At 46.0% G+C, this 18,033-nt stretch carries 23 protein-coding genes; 4 read left to right on the forward strand and 19 right to left on the reverse strand.

The genetic code is table 11. The features are described 5' to 3' along the window. Positions 1 to 45 precede the first annotated feature (45 nt). From JK628_RS01085 to JK628_RS01095, 3 genes are all read left to right on the forward strand, one after another. A complete protein-coding gene (locus tag JK628_RS01085; protein ID WP_202287450.1) occupies positions 46 to 435 on the forward strand; it encodes a nuclear transport factor 2 family protein in 390 nt (129 codons plus the stop codon). Between the two features lie 135 nt (positions 436 to 570). Next, positions 571 to 948 (forward strand): hypothetical protein, encoded by a 378-nt coding sequence (locus tag JK628_RS01090; RefSeq protein ID WP_202287451.1) that lies wholly within the window; start codon positions 571 to 573, stop codon positions 946 to 948. A 19-nt stretch (positions 949 to 967) separates the two neighbouring features. Continuing rightward, positions 968 to 1,303, forward strand: a complete 336-nt coding sequence (locus tag JK628_RS01095; protein WP_202287452.1) for a hypothetical protein — start codon at positions 968 to 970, stop codon at positions 1,301 to 1,303. A 140-nt stretch (positions 1,304 to 1,443) separates the two neighbouring features. Here the strand turns inward: JK628_RS01095 and JK628_RS01100 are convergent, their stop codons facing one another. The 11 genes from JK628_RS01100 to JK628_RS01150 form a co-directional block, all read right to left on the reverse strand. Beyond that, on the reverse strand, positions 1,444 to 1,734 hold the full coding sequence (locus tag JK628_RS01100; protein ID WP_202287453.1) for a hypothetical protein: 291 nt from the start codon (positions 1,732 to 1,734) through the stop codon (positions 1,444 to 1,446). A gap of 50 nt (positions 1,735 to 1,784) precedes the next feature. Beyond that, entirely contained in the window at positions 1,785 to 2,219 is a 435-nt protein-coding gene (locus JK628_RS01105; RefSeq protein WP_202287454.1) for a hypothetical protein, read from the reverse strand. Between the two features lie 2 nt (positions 2,220 to 2,221). After that, positions 2,222 to 3,211, reverse strand: a complete 990-nt coding sequence (locus tag JK628_RS01110; RefSeq protein WP_202287455.1) for a flagellar motor protein MotB — start codon at positions 3,209 to 3,211, stop codon at positions 2,222 to 2,224. Beyond that, entirely contained in the window at positions 3,211 to 4,068 is an 858-nt protein-coding gene (motA, locus tag JK628_RS01115) for a flagellar motor stator protein MotA (protein ID WP_202287456.1), read from the reverse strand. The genes JK628_RS01110 and motA overlap by 1 nt, the downstream gene beginning before the upstream one ends. A gap of 14 nt (positions 4,069 to 4,082) precedes the next feature. Beyond that, positions 4,083 to 4,805: an RNA polymerase sigma factor FliA gene (locus JK628_RS01120; RefSeq protein ID WP_202287457.1), complete on the reverse strand. Its 723-nt coding sequence runs from the start codon at positions 4,803 to 4,805 to the stop codon at positions 4,083 to 4,085. 12 nt (positions 4,806 to 4,817) lie between these two features. Continuing rightward, positions 4,818 to 5,273, reverse strand: coding sequence for a flagellar basal body-associated FliL family protein (locus JK628_RS01125; RefSeq protein ID WP_202287458.1), 456 nt, complete (start codon positions 5,271 to 5,273; stop codon positions 4,818 to 4,820). 14 nt (positions 5,274 to 5,287) lie between these two features. Continuing rightward, the gene (locus JK628_RS01130; RefSeq protein WP_237524108.1) at positions 5,288 to 6,412 is read right to left on the reverse strand and encodes a flagellar hook-length control protein FliK; all 1,125 of its coding nucleotides are present in this window, start codon (positions 6,410 to 6,412) and stop codon (positions 5,288 to 5,290) included. Next, the gene (locus JK628_RS01135) at positions 6,405 to 6,731 is read right to left on the reverse strand and encodes a hypothetical protein (protein ID WP_202287460.1); all 327 of its coding nucleotides are present in this window, start codon (positions 6,729 to 6,731) and stop codon (positions 6,405 to 6,407) included. Before JK628_RS01135 ends, JK628_RS01130 begins: the two co-directional genes overlap by 8 nt. Beyond that, the gene (gene fliS / locus JK628_RS01140) at positions 6,700 to 7,080 is read right to left on the reverse strand and encodes a flagellar export chaperone FliS (protein WP_202287461.1); all 381 of its coding nucleotides are present in this window, start codon (positions 7,078 to 7,080) and stop codon (positions 6,700 to 6,702) included. The genes JK628_RS01135 and fliS overlap by 32 nt, the downstream gene beginning before the upstream one ends. 13 nt (positions 7,081 to 7,093) lie before the next feature. After that, positions 7,094 to 8,467 (reverse strand): flagellar filament capping protein FliD, encoded by a 1,374-nt coding sequence (gene fliD / locus JK628_RS01145; RefSeq protein WP_202287462.1) that lies wholly within the window; start codon positions 8,465 to 8,467, stop codon positions 7,094 to 7,096. A 288-nt stretch (positions 8,468 to 8,755) separates the two neighbouring features. Next, on the reverse strand, positions 8,756 to 9,562 hold the full coding sequence (locus JK628_RS01150; RefSeq protein ID WP_202287463.1) for a flagellin N-terminal helical domain-containing protein: 807 nt from the start codon (positions 9,560 to 9,562) through the stop codon (positions 8,756 to 8,758). A gap of 244 nt (positions 9,563 to 9,806) precedes the next feature. Here JK628_RS01150 and fliB point away from each other — a divergent pair, with 244 nt between their 5' ends. Next, the gene (gene fliB, locus JK628_RS01155; protein WP_202287464.1) at positions 9,807 to 10,982 is read left to right on the forward strand and encodes a flagellin lysine-N-methylase; all 1,176 of its coding nucleotides are present in this window, start codon (positions 9,807 to 9,809) and stop codon (positions 10,980 to 10,982) included. An 80-nt stretch (positions 10,983 to 11,062) separates the two neighbouring features. Here the strand turns inward: fliB and JK628_RS01160 are convergent, their stop codons facing one another. From JK628_RS01160 to flgG, 8 genes are read right to left on the reverse strand one after another with little or no spacing between them, the layout of a single operon-like run. Next, positions 11,063 to 12,079 (reverse strand): hypothetical protein, encoded by a 1,017-nt coding sequence (locus JK628_RS01160; protein WP_202287465.1) that lies wholly within the window; start codon positions 12,077 to 12,079, stop codon positions 11,063 to 11,065. Between the two features lie 20 nt (positions 12,080 to 12,099). Continuing rightward, entirely contained in the window at positions 12,100 to 13,017 is a 918-nt protein-coding gene (flgL, locus tag JK628_RS01165; protein ID WP_202287466.1) for a flagellar hook-associated protein FlgL, read from the reverse strand. A 10-nt stretch (positions 13,018 to 13,027) separates the two neighbouring features. Further along, the gene (gene flgK, locus JK628_RS01170) at positions 13,028 to 14,401 is read right to left on the reverse strand and encodes a flagellar hook-associated protein FlgK (protein WP_202287467.1); all 1,374 of its coding nucleotides are present in this window, start codon (positions 14,399 to 14,401) and stop codon (positions 13,028 to 13,030) included. Between the two features lie 46 nt (positions 14,402 to 14,447). Further along, positions 14,448 to 14,861, reverse strand: a complete 414-nt coding sequence (locus tag JK628_RS01175) for a rod-binding protein (RefSeq protein WP_202287468.1) — start codon at positions 14,859 to 14,861, stop codon at positions 14,448 to 14,450. Continuing rightward, a complete protein-coding gene (locus JK628_RS01180; protein WP_202287469.1) occupies positions 14,861 to 15,991 on the reverse strand; it encodes a flagellar basal body P-ring protein FlgI in 1,131 nt (376 codons plus the stop codon). The genes JK628_RS01175 and JK628_RS01180 overlap by 1 nt, the downstream gene beginning before the upstream one ends. A gap of 25 nt (positions 15,992 to 16,016) precedes the next feature. Then, positions 16,017 to 16,505, reverse strand: coding sequence for a flagellar basal body L-ring protein FlgH (locus tag JK628_RS01185; RefSeq protein ID WP_202287470.1), 489 nt, complete (start codon positions 16,503 to 16,505; stop codon positions 16,017 to 16,019). Beyond that, positions 16,502 to 17,176: a flagellar basal body L-ring protein FlgH gene (flgH, locus tag JK628_RS01190; protein ID WP_202287471.1), complete on the reverse strand. Its 675-nt coding sequence runs from the start codon at positions 17,174 to 17,176 to the stop codon at positions 16,502 to 16,504. The genes JK628_RS01185 and flgH overlap by 4 nt, the downstream gene beginning before the upstream one ends. A 48-nt stretch (positions 17,177 to 17,224) precedes the next feature. After that, positions 17,225 to 18,010, reverse strand: a complete 786-nt coding sequence (gene flgG, locus JK628_RS01195) for a flagellar basal-body rod protein FlgG (RefSeq protein ID WP_202287472.1) — start codon at positions 18,008 to 18,010, stop codon at positions 17,225 to 17,227. Between the last annotated feature and the right edge of the window lie 23 nt (positions 18,011 to 18,033).

Below are 18,033 nucleotides of genomic sequence, written 5' to 3' on the forward strand. Positions count from 1 at the left end.
GTTCTTATAGTTCGACATGATGACTCTAATCTAAGGACAGCTAAGATGAAATATGACACGCTTAAGCAATGGCATAGCATCGTAAATGATAAAGATACCGCCAGTCTGGCCACGTTATTGGACGACAACGCCGTATTTCATTCTCCCATCGTTCACACTCCGCAAGTTGGTAAGCAGATTACCCTGCAATATTTAACTGCAGCATTACACGTGCTGTTTAACGATACGTTTAAATACGTTCGAGAGATAATAGGCGAATCTAATGCCATGTTGGAGTTCGAAGTTGAAATTGAGGGGGTTATCGTTAATGGTGTGGACATTATCAGTTGGAATGAAACAGGTAAAATCGTTGATTTTAAAGTCATGGTGCGTCCATTAAAGGCGGTAAATATCGTGCACCAAGTGATGATGCAGCAGTTACAAAATAATAAATAACCCCGCTATTTCAGCGATGCTAAATGAAAAGTTTGGGTTTTATGTTGTAGGTTGATTGCCTTGCGATAGGTGTTAAATGTATCGCAGCGACGGCGGGGTCGATGGCAGCATTAAAAGGGATTAGAGGTTACAGGGATGGAATTATTACTCAAAGCGTTAACGGCACGTGGTTACGCTGCCACGCTTAAAGACCGCAGGATAAAAGTAAGTCCAGGTGGGCTGTCGAATAGTGTTTCAATTTTGTATGATATTTCGCTCGATCGATATGTAGTTAAAAGCCATGACCTAGTTGGCGGTATCACGACCGCATTAATGCTGTTTAATGGCTTATGGACCTATAAAGCTAGCGAACCATTTTTCGGCTCACTATTCATCGCTATGGCAATGTTTGGATTTTTACTCATTGTTATGACCGAATTAAAGATCAAATCACTAGGTGAATATATGGATGTGTTTAACCTTCAGCATCAAGCGCAGCAATCTGGAGCAGAACATCAGCTGAGTCGGAAATAGGAAATACAAGGAAGGAATAATGGCATTTAATTCAAAATTGAATTATACAGACTGGTTGAAAACTGAGTATCCACAGTTGAAAAATAGCTCCAGTGCTGAAACATTTCAGTATATCGAACAGGCCAAAGCCGACACCAAGACGATCACTATATTGCTAGTGTTTTTCATGCCATTTGCTTTACTTTACCCAATGAATCATCTGCTCACATCTTATGGTTTCGCGCCTTTTGAAAGTATTTTTTATTGGTGTATGTTTTTGGCGGTGACTTTTATAGGCAGCTTGCTTATGAGTAAGCTTGAGAGTGAAATTATTAAAAGAAAATTGAGACATTTACTCAAAAATAGCCAGCCATAGGTGCTTTGTCTTTACTTCAAGCTGGCACTGTTTCATTGCACTACAGTGCTAGGATAGGTGGCATCGTTATCGAACGTGCCTCCCTTGTCTAATATTGCATGCTCGAAATCTTCGTTTAGTTAAGTAGTTGCAGTCGATGACTAAAAGAAGAAGAAAAAGAAATAGGCGATAAGTGCAAATGACATTAAAGCGCCGATGATAACTGGATAGATCTGGTAACTGTCTTCGGCGCGACGGGCACGCCTAAAGCATAAGTTAACTAAAATGAGGTTGAAGAGTGCCACCATTATTGAGGTCATTGCGCCATAGCGAAAAGACATGTTTTTGAGCTCGATGACCAGATAGATCAAGATCACCCAGTCGAACAGAATAAGGTAAAGAAACAATTTCTGTAATAAGTCGGGTCTTTTTCGCTCATATGGCGCTGGCATTGTGCTCTCCTTTTTCGTCACTGGGTAGCTAAGATAGCAATCTGTTTAATTTATATTTGTCGTCCTGAAGCAAGGATTTTATTGGTAATAATAGTACGCTGCTGTTCGTCCTCCTCCATCCACATGGCACCGATAAAAAGCAGTTTATTACTGATATTTTGGATGCGCATCACCTTGATGGAGTAATATGCATCGTCGAACTTAAGATACAGCTCTTGGTTAAGCTTTACCTTGCAGGTACTAATGATGCCAACCCCCCCTAAACCGACATTCTTTATATTGCCCACCCCAGCCTTGGTTTTTACCCAGCAATAATCTTTATATAGCGACAGGGTTACACCGTCACAGGCAAGAAGAATATCTTGCTGCTCATCTTGTCTTAGACTCACCCTTATATGCTGGCGGCTGTCTGCGTGAATATGCTCAGGCATCGGCGCTTTATCTGCTGGGATAAATTCGCCATGATCAACGATAGGTCTGTCCATGATTAAGGGTATCTCGTGCGCGGTTGGTTGGCCTCGGCGATTTGCTTGGCTTTTATAACACTGTCTTTTGGCGCTGGTTTATCCTGAGGCAGCCCCATCATTTGACGCAGTTGATTTTCAGCATCGGTTGTCATAACTAGCACTTCGATTCGGCGGTTAGCGGCTGCTGCGGGGTCATCCACGTATGGAGCTTGGTCTGCCATGCCAGTAATTTGAACCACTTGGTGACGTTTAAGCCCCCCGTATTCAAGTACTCTGCGGGCTAGCAGGGCGCGTTTACTGGACAGTTCCCAGTTAGTAAATTTTTTACCTACGTACGGTGTTGAGTCCGTATGGCCAGAAATCGTAATTTTGTTTTCAACTTTACTCAATAGAGGGCCAAGAGCCATAAGCAGATCTTCAAAATAGGGTTTCATATTGGCGCTGCCGCGGGTGAACATAAATTGATGTACATTGTCGTGCATTAATATGCGTACGCCTTGGGGAATCACTTGTAGCTCAACGTTGGATCCCATACTGACATCTTTGATCACTTGTTCTATTTCTCTGGCAAGAAACTCCAGTTGTGCTTGGGTTTCAAACTTACCCGGCACGAGCGAGTTCATCTCTGGTCCTCTACCCGCCTTGGCGTTATCAGTTCCCTCTGGAATACGGTTATGCATTGCAGGACCACTACGATCAACACCTGTAGAGGCGGCTGGCAACACCGCTTGTTGAATGGCGAGGTTACCCTGGAAATCAAGCACCGAGGGTGCACCACTTAAACCAAATGGATTAATTGAACCATTAGCGGATAAGTCGCCATTGAGGTATTGGACTATCATAGTCCGCTCTTGCTGATCTGCGATTTGCATTATCCACAGCACCATAAATAGCGCCATCATAGCTAAGGTAAAGTCGGCAAATGCCACTTTCCACGCACCACCATGAGCTGCTTTAGCTTTGCTTCGCTGCTTGCGTCGAATAACGATAGGCTCAGGTCTGATCGCCATTAGTTTTTCTGCTCCACCATCCAGCGTTCAAGCTCTATGAAGGTCGGGCGGTTCTCACTTTGGATCTGTTTACGACCGGCATCTATCGCCAGCATTGGCGGTTTACCTTTAGCAAATGCAGCCAAGACCGCGGCAACACAACGCAATTGCGCTGATTTGCGCTCAGTTAAATGTTCCAGTGCTTTCGAGAGTGGATCAAATATGCAGTAGCAGGCAAAGATGCCGATAAAGGTACCGACAAGGGCTGCGGCAACTTTGACTCCAATCATAGTAATGGGGCCGTCGATATTCGACATGGTGATAATAATGCCCATCACTGCCGCTAAGATGCCAAAACCTGGCATGGCCTCTGCGACTTTATTTAGGGCATAAGAGGGGCGCATTCTGTCTTCATCGATACGGTGGATCTCTTCATCTAACATGTGCTCTAAGTCATGCGCAGAAAGCTTACCGATAGACTGTAGTCTTAGGTTGTCGATAAGAAAATTGAGTACATTCGGGTGTTCGAGCACGGTTGGGTACATGAGAAATAGTGAGCTTTCGTTCGGTTTTTCAATATGGTCATCGAGTATGCGTAGGCCTTGGGATTGGATCTGCGCCATCAGCATATTCAATAAGCCAAATAGTTGTGGATAGAGTTCAGGGTCCTCTTGGTCGACCTTAAGCAGCTCCTTGAGTTGCTCATACATATCAATGAGCACAGGTTTGGGATTAGCAATAACCAGTGCGCCAACACCAGCCCCAAAAATGATTAGGATCTCGGCAGGCTGCCACAGGGAGATCAAGGTTCCTCCGGCCCAAACATACCCACCAAATACTGACAAGAGGATGACGACTAGCCCTAACAGTTTGCTCATACTATCTCACTTATTTACCGTTCCCATTGCTGATAGATGGTTTGAAGTTGCTTCACTGCTTGTTTGTGTAGTTGGCAAATTCGTGTTTCTGTCAGCCCCAAGGTAGCGGCAATTTCTTTTAAATTGAGTTCATGTTGATAGTAAAGCGACAGGATCAGCTGTTCTCTTTTGTTTAATTTTGAAATTGCTTGGAATAAACACTCTTTTGCTGAAAATTGCTCCAAAACATTATTTTTATCGATAAAATGACCACCATCACTGAGCATTTCATCTAGGCTGCGCATCGATTCTGATTGTGAAGCAAATAAACGTTCGCGATAGGCGGCTTCGCTTAATCCCATCGCTTCGGCAACCTCTTTATCCGTCGGTGGCCGAGCTAATAATCGGGTGAGTTTTCTGACTGTGTCATTCAGTTCATGGGCTTGCTGTCTTACTGGGCGTGGTCGCCAGTCTTGCCGCCTAAGCTCATCTAAAATGGCGCCGCGAATGCGCTGACCAGCAAAAGAGATAAAGCCATTGTCGTACTCTCCAGGGTAGCGTCTAGCGGACTCCAGCAGCGCCATCATGCCAATCTGTTCCATATCCTCTTTGGCAAGCACGGAGCCGCAATGACTCCTCAATTTTGATACTGAACGTTTCACCAGAGGGAGGTACTGCATCATCACCTGGCTTTCAGATAGGCGGTTAACTGCAATATCACCACTGGCTTCTTCGTAGGCTGATTGAGCTGTATTCATAGCATATGGCCTTTATTGAATAACCATACGAGTAAACAACACCTCGTCTAATTCTATGTCGAAGTCATTTTCTGCGAGCACCAGTGATAGCAGCGCGTGCGCTTCTTGCTGCAGTGGCTCAAATTGCTGCGCATTTTTGAGTTCATTGAAGTGCTTCTTGGAGAACATCTTCATTAAGGAGTTTCTTATCACTGGATCAGCCGCTTTAATGGTCTTGGTCACATTGCTTGAACGACTTTTAAACGCCATTTCGAGTAGTAAGTAGTGCGGGTACTCCTCCCCCGTAATCGAGATGACAAATTTGTCCAATGGGTAGAATTGTGCCACTTTAGTTTCGGGTTCTTGGGTTAAGAAAGGGCCTCCAATGAGTGTTGGAGATTGCCAGCCGGCCCAAAAAATGGCTGCAGTCCAGGCTGTTATAAAGACTAAAAACTTGATCCGCTTACTGGATTTATTGGTGAATGGCATGCTGCGATCCTTAGTTATGCGAGTAGATCAACGTGATCTTGTTGGGAAGTCTCGGCTGTCATTGGCTGAGCACCTTGCAGGTTAGCGGCGGCGATGGCCGATTGGGTCCCCTGCTGTGTTTGTTGTTTCTGTGAATCACCTTGGCTGATGTCGACGTCAATTTGACCGCCATGATCGGCGGCCAATTCGGCGCGCAGTCTGTCGAGTCCGGTTAATAGTGCGTCGCGTACCGATGCATTCGCGGCATGCATCTGGATATGCAATTTATCGCCATCTAGGCGCACATTGAGCTCTATTTTTCCAAGCTCAGGAGGGTCGAGCCTTAGCTCTGCTTGCTTGATCTGTTGATCAATTTGAAAGCGTAGTTGTTCACGTAGTGGTGACAGCATCTCTTGAGCTTGCTGCAGCATAGGTGCAGCTTGAGAAACGGACACAGGTCCCCATTGTGCAACCGCACTTTGAGCACGAGTATTGCTGGCAATAATCTGATGCGCCGACTCAATGGTATCGATACTGGCGCTATCCACCTGTTTGGTTATAAACGCTGATGCAAATTGTGTTGCACTTAAGAATGGGTTGATATTGTCAGGCTTTACCACGCTGTTATTGAATGTCGCAGTCGTGTTCGAGCTGGCTAAATGGCTTGCCGATGCCGATGCCGATGCCGATGCCGCAGTCGCAGTCGCGCTATTCACGGTGGTTGTGGTTGATGGTTTGCTATCTATTTTTGATGCTTGGCTACTTAGTTGATGCGCTAGCGGATTGACTGTTGCAGTGTAAGTACTGCCAAAGTCCACTGCTTTAACTGGATTGCCCTGTCCATGTTGGGCGTTATAGTTGGCAGAATCGATTGCTGTAGCGCCGATGAAGTTGGTGCGATAAACAGTGTCTGTCGTTAAGGGGGCACCAGAGGTCGCAATCGACTTGACCGCGGCCGCTGAAGCATCACCAATCACTGTTGGGTTTTGTGCTTGTATTGGCTGTGGTAAGGCTAATGAGAAAAGTGGAGTGTCGCTTGTCGACTGTTGCTCAAGATCATCAATATAGGTTTGGTCGATAGGCTCTCTAATATTACTTATAGGGACTGAATTGGAGGCCGATGTTGTGCTTAATGCACTTGCTAAAATGGGACTAGTCATTGGTGACTCCAGCGCTGGCACAGGTAAATTGGTAAGCAGCGAGGCCATCTTGCTGCTGCTCAAATTGGGCCATCTCTTGCTTGACCTTGCTTTGTGCTTGGCGTAGCGTCTGCACTATTTCCCCATGGGTTTGCGCTAATGATTGCCGCGCAAGCACCTGTGAACGAGAGTGTGGCTTGCCCGCTTTTCTAAGGGCATTGCACATCTTTTCATTCACCATCACCAGCTTCTCCCAGTCTTCAACGCGCGCGTGAAACAGCAAGGCTTTTTCAAACTGCTGCCACTGCTCAATTGAGATTGGCCCAACCTGTTCTGACATCGGTTATCACCTTTGTTATGGGTTCAAGGGCTGTAACGCTATTTTCAACGCTGGCGGTGACCAATTGTCGGCTACAGTAGTCGTAAAGGTGGTTGAGTCCGGCGGCCACTTGGCCACCGTTTTCAATATCTAGCATAGAGTCGAGACCGTGGACGATATTGAGACACTTGTTGATGCTCTGACCTTTGTCTTCATAGCTCTTACGCTGCATAAAACCGCTAGCACGTTGGATCTCCTCTAAAAGACCGTCGAGCAGCATCCGTACCATTTCATGTGGATTGGCGGCAGCAGCTCGGGCATCTAATGAGGTCTGTTTGTAAGCATTAAAGGGATCGTGCTCATTCAACATTGGTTAGCATTCCTTAATTAAACAGCATGCTGGCTGAGTTAAGTTGGTTAATGGTGTTTTCCATTGCGGTGAACTGAGACAGATAAATTTGGTATCTCTGCTTCATCTGATAGTCATGGCGAGACATGCTGTCTTCAACGCGTTCAATTTGTTGATCTAGGTTGTTTTGCTTAAGATCGAGATAACCATTGGACTGAGTGAATGGTTCGATAATGGTGTCAATTCTGTCGATAAAACTGTTATCGGCAGTGAACATCTCTTTTAGGGCTGCGGGATCATCTTTAAGTGCTTGGGTTAGCTTGTCTTCATCGATATCAAGCTCACCACTACGGTTCATTTCAATACCAATATCAGACAAGCGCATGCCATTTGGTGCTGCTTCAAACACGCTATTGCGCATACTGGCTTGCAGCATTCTTAATGTAGAGTCACCTTTGAGAGCACCGAGCTGATCTTCTGTGACAGATGAGGGCTTATCATCTTCATCATCTTTATCTTTGTCGTCAGTGTCCTTATCATTTTCTTTGGCTTCATCGACGACGCTACTCCCCATAGAGCGGGTAAGCTGATTAATTTGGTTCATAAGGTCATTGAAGGAATCGACAAAGTCCTTAACCGCATCTTCACTGCTACTGGTGTCTGATTCGATTTTTATGGTGCTGCTTTCGCCCGCTGAATGTGTTTTGTTCAGCTCTATTGATACCCCATCAATAACGTTACTTATGTAGTTACTGCTACTAGTGATATCGATACCATTGAGCACTATCTCTGCATCTTGCGCCGCTTTACGTTCGCTCATGCCCCAATCAACACTGTCCATCTCAACTTTGAGTGTGCTGTCTTTACCTGATTCAGAGGAGGTCATCATTAACTCGACACTGCCACCCGTTCTTACGAGTGAGGCTTGGACCCCAGGGTTATCAGGGTGTGAATTAATGGCGTCACGAAGATCATTCACGGTGCGAGTGCCGTCGGCATTCAGCACGGCCATATCTATCTCTATGGTGTCAGCGATATCGGGGCCGACTTGGATACTCAATAAACCACTCGCGGGGAGTAAGTCGGTTTCACTGGCAAAGCTTTTCGTCAGCTGATGGGCTTGAGCGAGTTGCTTGACGGTGAGATCATAGGTGCCCGTGGGGGCATCGCTATCGACGGTAATCGCGGCATTCTCATCGCTGATTGATGAGGTTTTACTTTCAAAGGCATCACCATTAATCTTTTCTAGATTACTGGTCATTTTATTGAGGCTACGCTCCAACAACTCATAGGCATCAATTTGGGTTTGATGCTTGGTTAAATTGGTCTTAAATAACTGATCTTTGCTCATTCTTTCTGCTGAAATTAGTTGTTCAGCAAAAGATGCACCGCTCATACCTGAAATCATTTGATCCTCCTATAATGATACTTTGCAATCTCTGTACCAAACATTAAGTGTTTGTATCTATTAGGTTGTGTGTGCTTATCTGTACTTGTATTCGTTAGTTTTTTTCCGTTTGCAGCAAGGAAAAGGAAGTACGGCTTCCGCAAGTCACTTGGCTCACAATTTGATTTGTAGCTATGTCTCTATTAAGGCGACATTGGGAAGGTGATGCTGAAGTGAGTCGGTGATGATTTTTCAAAAAAAAGAGCCTAAAGGCTCTTTTTTGAAAGTTGGGAGGGTAAGGGAGGAAAATTAACCCAATAGACCCATAACCAAACCAGTGTTTTGGTTTGAAGAAGACAGAATATTAGTACCCGCTTGAACCAACAGCTGATTCTTGGTCATGTTTGCAGATTCAACCGCAAAGTCAGCATCCATGATACGGCCAGCGGCAACTTTAGTGTTCTCAGTTACGTTAGCAAGGTTTGAACTTGTGTGACCCAAACGATTGATGTTAGCACCCAGTGTTGAACGCTCTTTACCTACTGCATCAATGAAATCATCAATCTTAGTGATAGCGCCTTTTGCTGCACCTGCAGCTGAAATATCATCAGCCACACCAGCAAGCTTAGTTTTATCTACTGTTACAGTTAGCTGTTCAGTAGCGCCTGCACCGATCTGGAATTCAACACCTGCGGTTAATGAGTCGAATAACTTGTTACCTGAGTATTCAGTGTTATCAACAATACGAGTGATCTCTTTGGTTAGCTCTGCAAACTCATCGTTAAGTGCTGTTAAATCTTCAGCTGAGTTCACGCCGTTAGCTGCTTGAGTTGCAAGTTCTTTTTGACGGTTTGCAATAGTTGTTAGCTCATCTAATGCGCCATCAGCAGTTTGCAGCATAGAAGTTGCATCGTTTACGTTACGGTTAGCTGTTTCCATGCCTACTACGTTGGCATTTAAGCGAGTCGCGATTTGTAGACCAGCAGCATCGTCAGAAGCGCTGTTGATACGTAGACCAGTAGAAAGACGCTCCATAGCATTGCTAAGTAGGTCATTGTTTTTTGTCACAGAGTTTTGGGCAACAAGTGAAGAATAATTAGTATGTACTGATAGCATAACGTTTTCCTTTAATAAGTCATTTAAGCACAGGGTCTTACTAGTGATAAAACGACTGCCAAAATCAAAACTGAAAATCCACTATGAATTTAATTTATACTATTGATTTAAGTTGTTGTAATTGTGGTATTAATTATTTTTATTTTATTTGGAATAAACATCATTTTGTACCGTTCTGGCTTTAGTTATTTGCCATTTTAGTCGCTTTATATAGTCATACTAGACGCCGGTTAAGAGAACTAAAATGGAAAAAGCGCTAATTAGACCTAGCTTTGTAACGCAATTTAGCTGCATTGGCGGTGAGTGTGAGGATAGCTGTTGTTATGGCTGGAATATCCATATTGATAAGCAGAGTTACAAAAAGACTTTAGCCCATAAAGATCTTAAGTCTTTGGCTCAAACCAATTTGAAGAAAGTTAAAAAGAGTCAGCAACAATGGGCTCAAGTGGTACTTGATGCAAAAGGTGCCTGTGGATTTTTAGACAGCAAGCAGCTTTGCCAAATTCACGCTAAAGCGGGTGAGGAGTTATTGAGTAACACCTGTAAGACCTACCCTAGAATGTCGCACATGAAAGATGGCGACCGCTATGAAAGCCTGTCGTTATCTTGCCCGGAAGCGGCGAGAACTATTCTGCTTAAGCCAGATGCATTTCAGTTTGAACGCATGAGTGTTAACCATAATAAGGCATTTAAATCGACGCCAATATGGGCTAAAAAAGCCCACGATTATACTATTCAGCTGTTGCTGAAACCGGATCAGCCAATAGAGCATGGGCTTACAGCAGTAGGCATTTTAATGAAGACCACCGAACGGGTAGCCAATGGTGAACTTGATAGCAGCGCGATTGATGACATGTTCCAACAGTTGGTTAAGCTGAGTGACAATGGTCAGCTTAAGGAGCACTTTGAGGGGTTTAATAAAGATACTGAAACCCAAAAAATGCAAGCCTTTACCTCGATCCAACTATGGTTAAACACTAATAAGACTGGACGAGGGCGCAGTCGGTTCGAGCAGATTAACCAAGCTATTTGTGCGATGGCTGAAGGCGACAACAAAATCAGTATGGGTCGAATCAACCAGGCTTGGCAAGATGAGGCATTACCCGCACTCGCTGAGCATCAAGCGCTGTTTAGCCGTTATCTATTTTACTACTGTTACCATATGAACTTTCCGCAAGTCGACAAGCTCACACCATCGCAGGCCTTTCGTGTCATGTTGTTGGACTTCTTTATGTTGCGTTGCTATTTAGCGGTAATGGCAGCTCATCAACAGGGGCTATCTGAGCACGATATTATTTTGTGTTTTCAGGTGTACCACACCAATCGGCAGCATAAAGCCAATTATAGTGACTACGTTTTGCAGCTTTTAGATAAAGGCCAGTTTGAAGACTTAGCGTCTATTCTCACTCTATTGTCTTGAGCTCGATATGCAGCGGTTGGTGTAGTGGGGCTGATCCAGCCCCATATCTGCGGTCCTATTTTAACGGCCTGTATTAAGGGTTAAATCAGTAGTGCTGAGACTTGAGTTCGGCTGAGGTTAGCTTGTGCCATAAGTGAGGTCACCTGCAGGCTGAAGGGCGAAGGTTGCATCAAATTCTTGATTTGATCCAAGGTCGAGTCGAGCTCCAGCGTGGTCTCTTTTTGGCGGTTGACCTGATGCAGCTGCTGCTGAACATGTCGCTGACTATTATTGAGCTCTTGTAGCTGGCTGTCGATTCTTTGGCGAGTTTTCGTGATTTTAGCTAACGTTTGTTTAAGCGCTTCGGGGTTGTTAAAGCGCCACTCACGTGGATCTTGCCAGCTTAACTCCTCGTTTACCTTAATGGTACGTGCATCACCTGCTGGCAAACGTTGACCTTGCCCGGTCATCAATATTCCAGCTTGAACTTGTTGCCACTGTGACTTGTTGCTTTTGAAGATAACTCGGCCATCTTTAGATTTACCCACTTGAATATCAACGGGCTTGAGGGCACTGTCGAGACGTTGTAGCAGCTCCTTTGGTTGCGCATTTGCCGGTAACAGTAGCCTTACGGTTTCGTTGCCTATATGCATATTTACATGTTCGTCGCGGCTGTTTATCGCCGTTAAATCGACTGACTTTAAACTGAAGCTGTATTTAGCTAAGGGGCGTTGTACTGAAACAAGATTGAGCTGATGATCGACTAATTGCGTGCCTTGGTAGCTGATATCGAGACCCGCCAATTTTTGTTGAATTTGCAGTGCTTGGTTAACAGAGTCACTACTATCAGCCTTAATCGACTGTTGGCTGTGGTTTTGTAGTTGCTTTAGTAAGGCCTGTACCTGTTGTAATCCCTGTTCTGCAACTTGTTGAGCGCTAATTTTATGCTGGCCCTGGGTCACTCTAGCCCATTTATTATAGCTTTCAAGCCTATGGCTAGGGATGCGAGCGACGTTGGTTTTTGTCTGCTCTTTAACGGGTTGTTGCATACTCGTCGTTGGCGCAACCGTTTGGCTACGCTGCTGAACTTGCAGTGAATCTGAAATCCCTTTGAGCATCGACTTCTCTTAGTTAGCTATTATATGTGATTAAACAGCGATAGTTGCGACACCTGCACAAACGTCTGTTGAGTGACCTTTAGGGTGGTGAGCTTGAGATTAAATTCAGCAGTCGCTTGCGCATAATCTAGGCCCTCCGTCTCGCCAATCACCTCTTCGTTAAATAACACCCGCTCTTCATGAGCAGTTTGGATCAAGCTCAAGGTATTTTGCTTGCCACCAATATCGGTGATGGCAGAGCTAATACTGGTTAAGGTGTCATCGAGGCTAGTGAGCATGTCGGTGGCAGTTTGGCTAAAGAGCGGGTCACCAGGTGCTAAGGTAGGATCTTCTAACACGGCAATAAAGTCTTTAGTTTGGTTAAGAATATCTGCGCTACCGTTAGCAAAAATAAATTCAGCCGCGGTGCTGTTGGCGGTCATCCAAGATGAGCCAGACGTTTGCACTTCACGGTGGTTAGTATCACCTTGATAGACATAGTTACCGCTGGAATCTTTGGCTATGGGAGCTGTATCGGTCAAATTGCCTGAAAATAGATAGTTACCACCTTCATCTTTGGCATTAACCGTATCGGCAAAGGCTTCTAATAATTCACTCATCTCTGCTGCATAAGCGGCTCTGTCTTCTGGCGATAAACTGCCATTGTTGGAAGCAACAGAGATTTCGCGCATGCGGCTTTGCAATTCAACCATGCTCGACATATAAGTTTCTGCACGGCCAAAACTGGTTGAGAGCGATTCAGTATTGTTGATGTACTGATTTGTAGCTGCCATATCTCGTTGGCTGTTAATGACCTTGACTGAGCCGATGGGATCATCTGAGGGGCGAAGAATCGACTTACCTGAGGCCATCATTTGGTTCAATTTAGAGATATCGACAGTCGATTGCTGCAGGCTTTGTAAATTGTTGCTGTACAGATTAAGCATACTTACGCGCATACGAATACCCCTAGATAGTGTTTAAAATAGTTTGAAATAGCTGGTCGGCGGTTGAAATAACCTTGGCATTCGCTTGATAAGATTGCTGGTAAATAATCAGGTTAACGCCCTCTTCATCCATATTGACACCACTCGTGCTGGCCCATTGACTCTGAGCTTCTAGCTGTAGTTTAGCTGCTGTTTCTTCGCTCATTTGTGCTTGACGAGAGGAGGAACCCAACTCACCAATTTTGCTGGCAAAGGCATCACCCATTGTGGTGCTGACATCCATTGAAGCAAAGGTGAAACTCTTATCGGCAAGGCCGAGCAGATCTTTCAAATTACTGTTGTCTCCAGGAGTGCCATCTTTACCAAAGGCCAGCATATCAGCGCTAAAACCTGCGGTCATAGATAGGCTGCCAGCGGGATTGGTTGGATCATAGCGAAACAGATCTTGAGTTGGGGTGTTGCCCTGTAAATCAGTACCACCGGCCAGTAGTGCATTAAACTCATCGGCCATAGTGATCGCCAGTTCATCGATGAAAGCCATTGAATCGACCAAGCTATTATCACGGTAGTCGATAAGCGCGCCTAAACTGCCGCCCGCGGTTTCATCAAGGGGAAAACTGGATTGACCGAACTGAATACTAATCTGGCTAAATTGTGGGTTGGCCGGATCTGGCTTGACCATAATGGTTGAGGCTGTCGGGCCAGATAACAGTGGTTGGCCTTGAGCTAAGGAGATATTGAGCATGCCGTTCCCATCGTCCACCACATTGACATCAACTATTTTAGACAGGTCATCTACCGCGGCATCTCGCGCATCCAACAGGGCTAACGGTACATTACAACTGGCATTGGATTTTTGAATGTCAGCATTAAAACGCGCGATGGTTTGTAACTGGCTGTTAATCTCTTTGGCTGAAGCGCCTATTTGACCTTCGACTTGAGTCACTTGAGAGTTAAGCCCTTCGCTGATGGAGTTAAAACGTTGAGTAAGGGCTTTGGCTTCGTTGAGTACGCCTTGACGGTGTGCGATCTCGTTAGGTTGCTCCATTGCCGAGTTTAGTGAGGCAAATAGCAGATCGAGTCCTGCTGAAATGCTGTTGCCCTCGGAGCCGAAGATCTGCTCTACTTGGCCCAAATAGCTCGACTGTGCTTTGGCAAAACTCAAGTTGCTGGTGCTGTTCCACAGTTGCGCTACTTCGTATTGATCTGAAATACGGCGAACCCCATCGACCATCACGCCTGAACCGCTACCATAAACGCCGTTACCCACAGAGCTGAGCATGACCTGCTGACGAGAATATCCTGGCACCATCGCATTCGCGACATTGTTGGACGTGGCATTCAGGGCTGCCATGCTGGCATTAAGTCCTGACATACCAATATTGAGCATGCTCATCTTAAATCCTTATCTGTGGTTAAATACGGGCTCATCAACAGTGTGACTACTCTGGCAGCTTGCTCACAAAGGGCAATATCAAGGCTGGCTGCATGGCATGAGTATTCTGTTCGCTATTAGGTTGATCATTAGAGGCGACCGTTTCGGGTTCCGACTTAAGTCCAGCGGCCAATTGTTTACTCATTACTTCAGCGAGTCCGGTGCTTTGCATCTGGCTTAGGCGGCCCGCAAGCTCAGCATCATGCCAATCACGGTACATACCATTATTTTGCGAAGACAGCGGACTGTCTTCATCGGCCATCACGTCTGATGCGGAGCGCATCTGCTTTAATACGGTTTGCAGAAACAGAGCTTCAAACTGCTGGCTAACCAGTTTTAGCGCACCATGCTCGCCATTGGCTTTAATCAACTCGCCAGCATTGAGTTGGTTCAGGTAACCGTGGTTATTATTCAATTCCATTAAATTACTACCAATTCAGCTTCAAGGGCGCCCGCTTCATTAAGAGCTTGTAAAATGGCCATCAGATCCATCGGTGATGCGCCTAAGCTGTTAACCGCACGCACGATGTCATTGAGGGCGATACCTTCTGGCCAAACAAACATATGACCATCACCAGCATCAATATCAATTTGACTGTCTGAAACCACGACCGTTTCGCCTTGTGCTTGGCCTAAATAAGCCCCATTTGGCTGGCTGACAAACTCTTGTTCAACGATAGTCACGGTCAAGTTACCGTGACTGACGGCCGCCTTGCGCACCACTACATCACCGCCCATAACCACTGTGCCGGTACGGCTGTTGAAGACCACCCGTGGTGATTTACGCCCTTGTTCAATCTGCAACTCTTCGAGCATTGACATAAAAGTGACTCGCTCACGGTTTGAGCTTGGGGCGCGAACGATAACTTTAGCGTTGCTATCAGCTTCGGCGACATCTGGGCCGAAAAGCGCGTTAACGGCTCGTTCAATATTGCGTGCTGTTTTAAAGCTGGGGTCGATAAGGTTTAATACGATATGCTCCTCTTCATTAAAGTTGCTGTGCATTGCTGCTTCGAGCAGGGCACCATTGGGAATATTACCGACGGTGGGCACATTAATGGTGACAGAGGTGCCATTTCGGCCCTGGGCTGATACCCCACCAACCACCAAGTTACCTTGGGCGACGGCGTAAATCTCACCATCAACACCACGCATCGGTGTCATCAACAGGGTGCCGCCGCGTAAGCTTTTGGCATCACCGAGAGATGACACTGTGATGTCTAATGTTTGCCCTGGACTTGCAAGGGGGGAAACCGTGGCATGTACGGCCACCGCGGCCACGTTTTTCAGTTTGGGAGCGATCTTGTCATCAATCTGCACGCCAAACTGCTTAAGCATGTTGACGATCGACTGGCTGGTAAAGCGCACTTGTGTGCGGTCGCCAGTACCATCGAGCCCCACGACTAAACCGTAACCGACTAACTGGTTGTCACGGATCCCTTGCACATCAACAATGTCCATTAAATAGCGATTTTGAACTGCAGCTTGCAGGTTAAAAAGTGGCATTGAACCGAGTAGGGCGCCGACCAAAAAGAGAGCGATTCTATTCATCTAATACACCATAAATGTTGAGTGTTCATAAGGGAGACCAGTGACTGTTAAAGTAGCGTGAAGTCCAAGCAAGGCGGCTAGACTCTGATATAGAGTCCTCGCCAATGTATAGAACCCTTACATCGTGAATGCACTGTGAGGAGATATTATTGTTATCGCCTATATCAGTGGGTTGTATTATCCCTAGCAGGTATAAGTATTCGCTTTTTTCACTGTTGCTTAACCATTTTTTACCACTAATAAATAGGGTGCCTGTTGGTAGTTTCTTTTTCACCGTTACCGTCATTGGAGCTGATAACCGGATGTGTTGATGGCCCAAGATGATATCGTCTTGTTGGCTCGATTTTGGTTCCGATTCTAGCGTTACGACCAAGGTGACACCTTCGCAGGCGGGAGGCTTATGTTTAAATAACCCGCTTATAAAATTAGGTTGTGATAAAAGCCTAATTTCACTGAATAAGTTACTTTTTCCATTTAGCACATCTTGAACTGCAGCTTTAAAATCAATACTCATAACGGGAACCAAGGGCTATTAAAGTAACGCGAGGCCCAGCCCATACGGTTGCTGTCAGATATGGCACCTTGGCCGCCATAGATAATGCGAGCGTCGGCGATACGTTGCGACGAGATAGTATTGTCGTTACCGATGTCGTCGGTACGAATAAGTCCAAGCAAACGTAAGTACTCATCGCCTTGGTTGAGACGTAACCATTTTTCGCCGCGGATCAACAGGGCGCCATTTGGCAACACCTTGGCGACGGTCACTGTGATGGATCCTGACAGTTGATTTTGTTGTGTGCTTGAGCCTGTACCGTTGAATGAGCGGCCCATATTGGCTTCGCCGCTGCCGCTGACACTGGTATTGTCGGTAGAGCCTTGACCATCAATGGACATGCCGCTGACCTTATTGGTTTTGGTGTCAGCCCGTTTACTGGAATAGGTTTTCTCATCGAGCGCGACGGTAAGAATATCGCCCTCTCGAAAAGCGCGTTTATCTTTAAATAGCGTCAGCATAAAACCAGGGCGATAGGCACTGCCGTTTTCTGCATCAGGAAGGCTGTAATCAATTTCCGGCGGCGCCCACTCAGGTTTGCCCGGCGCGGTGTCAGGCTCTGGAATGTGGGCCATACAGCCAGACAGTAGCAGTATCAGCGCTAAACTTAAGCCCATCCATGTTGATTGCATTGCGGCTCCCTTTTCGAGTTCTATTACTGGGTCAATGATTAAGTGTAATTACAGCGCTTGGTTGAGGAACTTGAGCATGTCGTCTGAGGCCGATACGACTTTGGCATTCATCTCATAAGCTCGCTGAGTCGAAATCATCTCGACCATCTCCTCAACCACATTGACGTTAGCGCCCTCTAGTGCACCTTGGCGTAATTGGCCCAAGGCTTGGTCACCAGCAATGCCCTCTATTGCAGCGCCTGAGGCACCTGTTTCGCGATAGAGGTTATTACCGCGGGCTTCCAGTCCTGCTGGGTTGGTAAAGTTAACCAGCGTTATCTGCCCCAGCTCTTGCGCATCAGGCTGACCAGCCATTTGTGCTGAGACGGTACCATCGCTTGCGATGGTCACGGTGAGTGCGTCTTCAGGGATCTCAATGTTAGGCACCATTGGCAAACCTTGAGACGTCACCATCAAGCCTTCGCTGTCACGGTAGAATTGACCGTCTCGGGAGTAACTAATGTCACCATTGGCTTCTTCAATTTGGAAGAAACCTTGACCCTCAATCGCGAGATCGAGTTGCTGCCCGGTGTTAAGCATGTCACCGGTAGTGAATACCTTCTGAGTACCCGCAACCCGTGTACCAGTACCGAGTTGTAAACCTGATGGCAGTTCGTTTTGCTCATCGACCTGGCCGCCCGGTTGGCGCTGCACTTGATAGAACAGATCATTAAAGGCGACACGATCACGTTTAAAGCCGGTGGTGTTTACGTTTGCCAAGTTATTGGCAATGGTGGTCATTTTAGTATCTTGAGCGGTTAAGCCGGTTTTGCTGACCCATAAAGCTGATTGCATTGTATTATCCTTTCAATTCGAAT

The organism is Shewanella sp. KX20019, assembly GCF_016757755.1.
Lineage (GTDB): Bacteria > Pseudomonadota > Gammaproteobacteria > Enterobacterales > Shewanellaceae > Shewanella.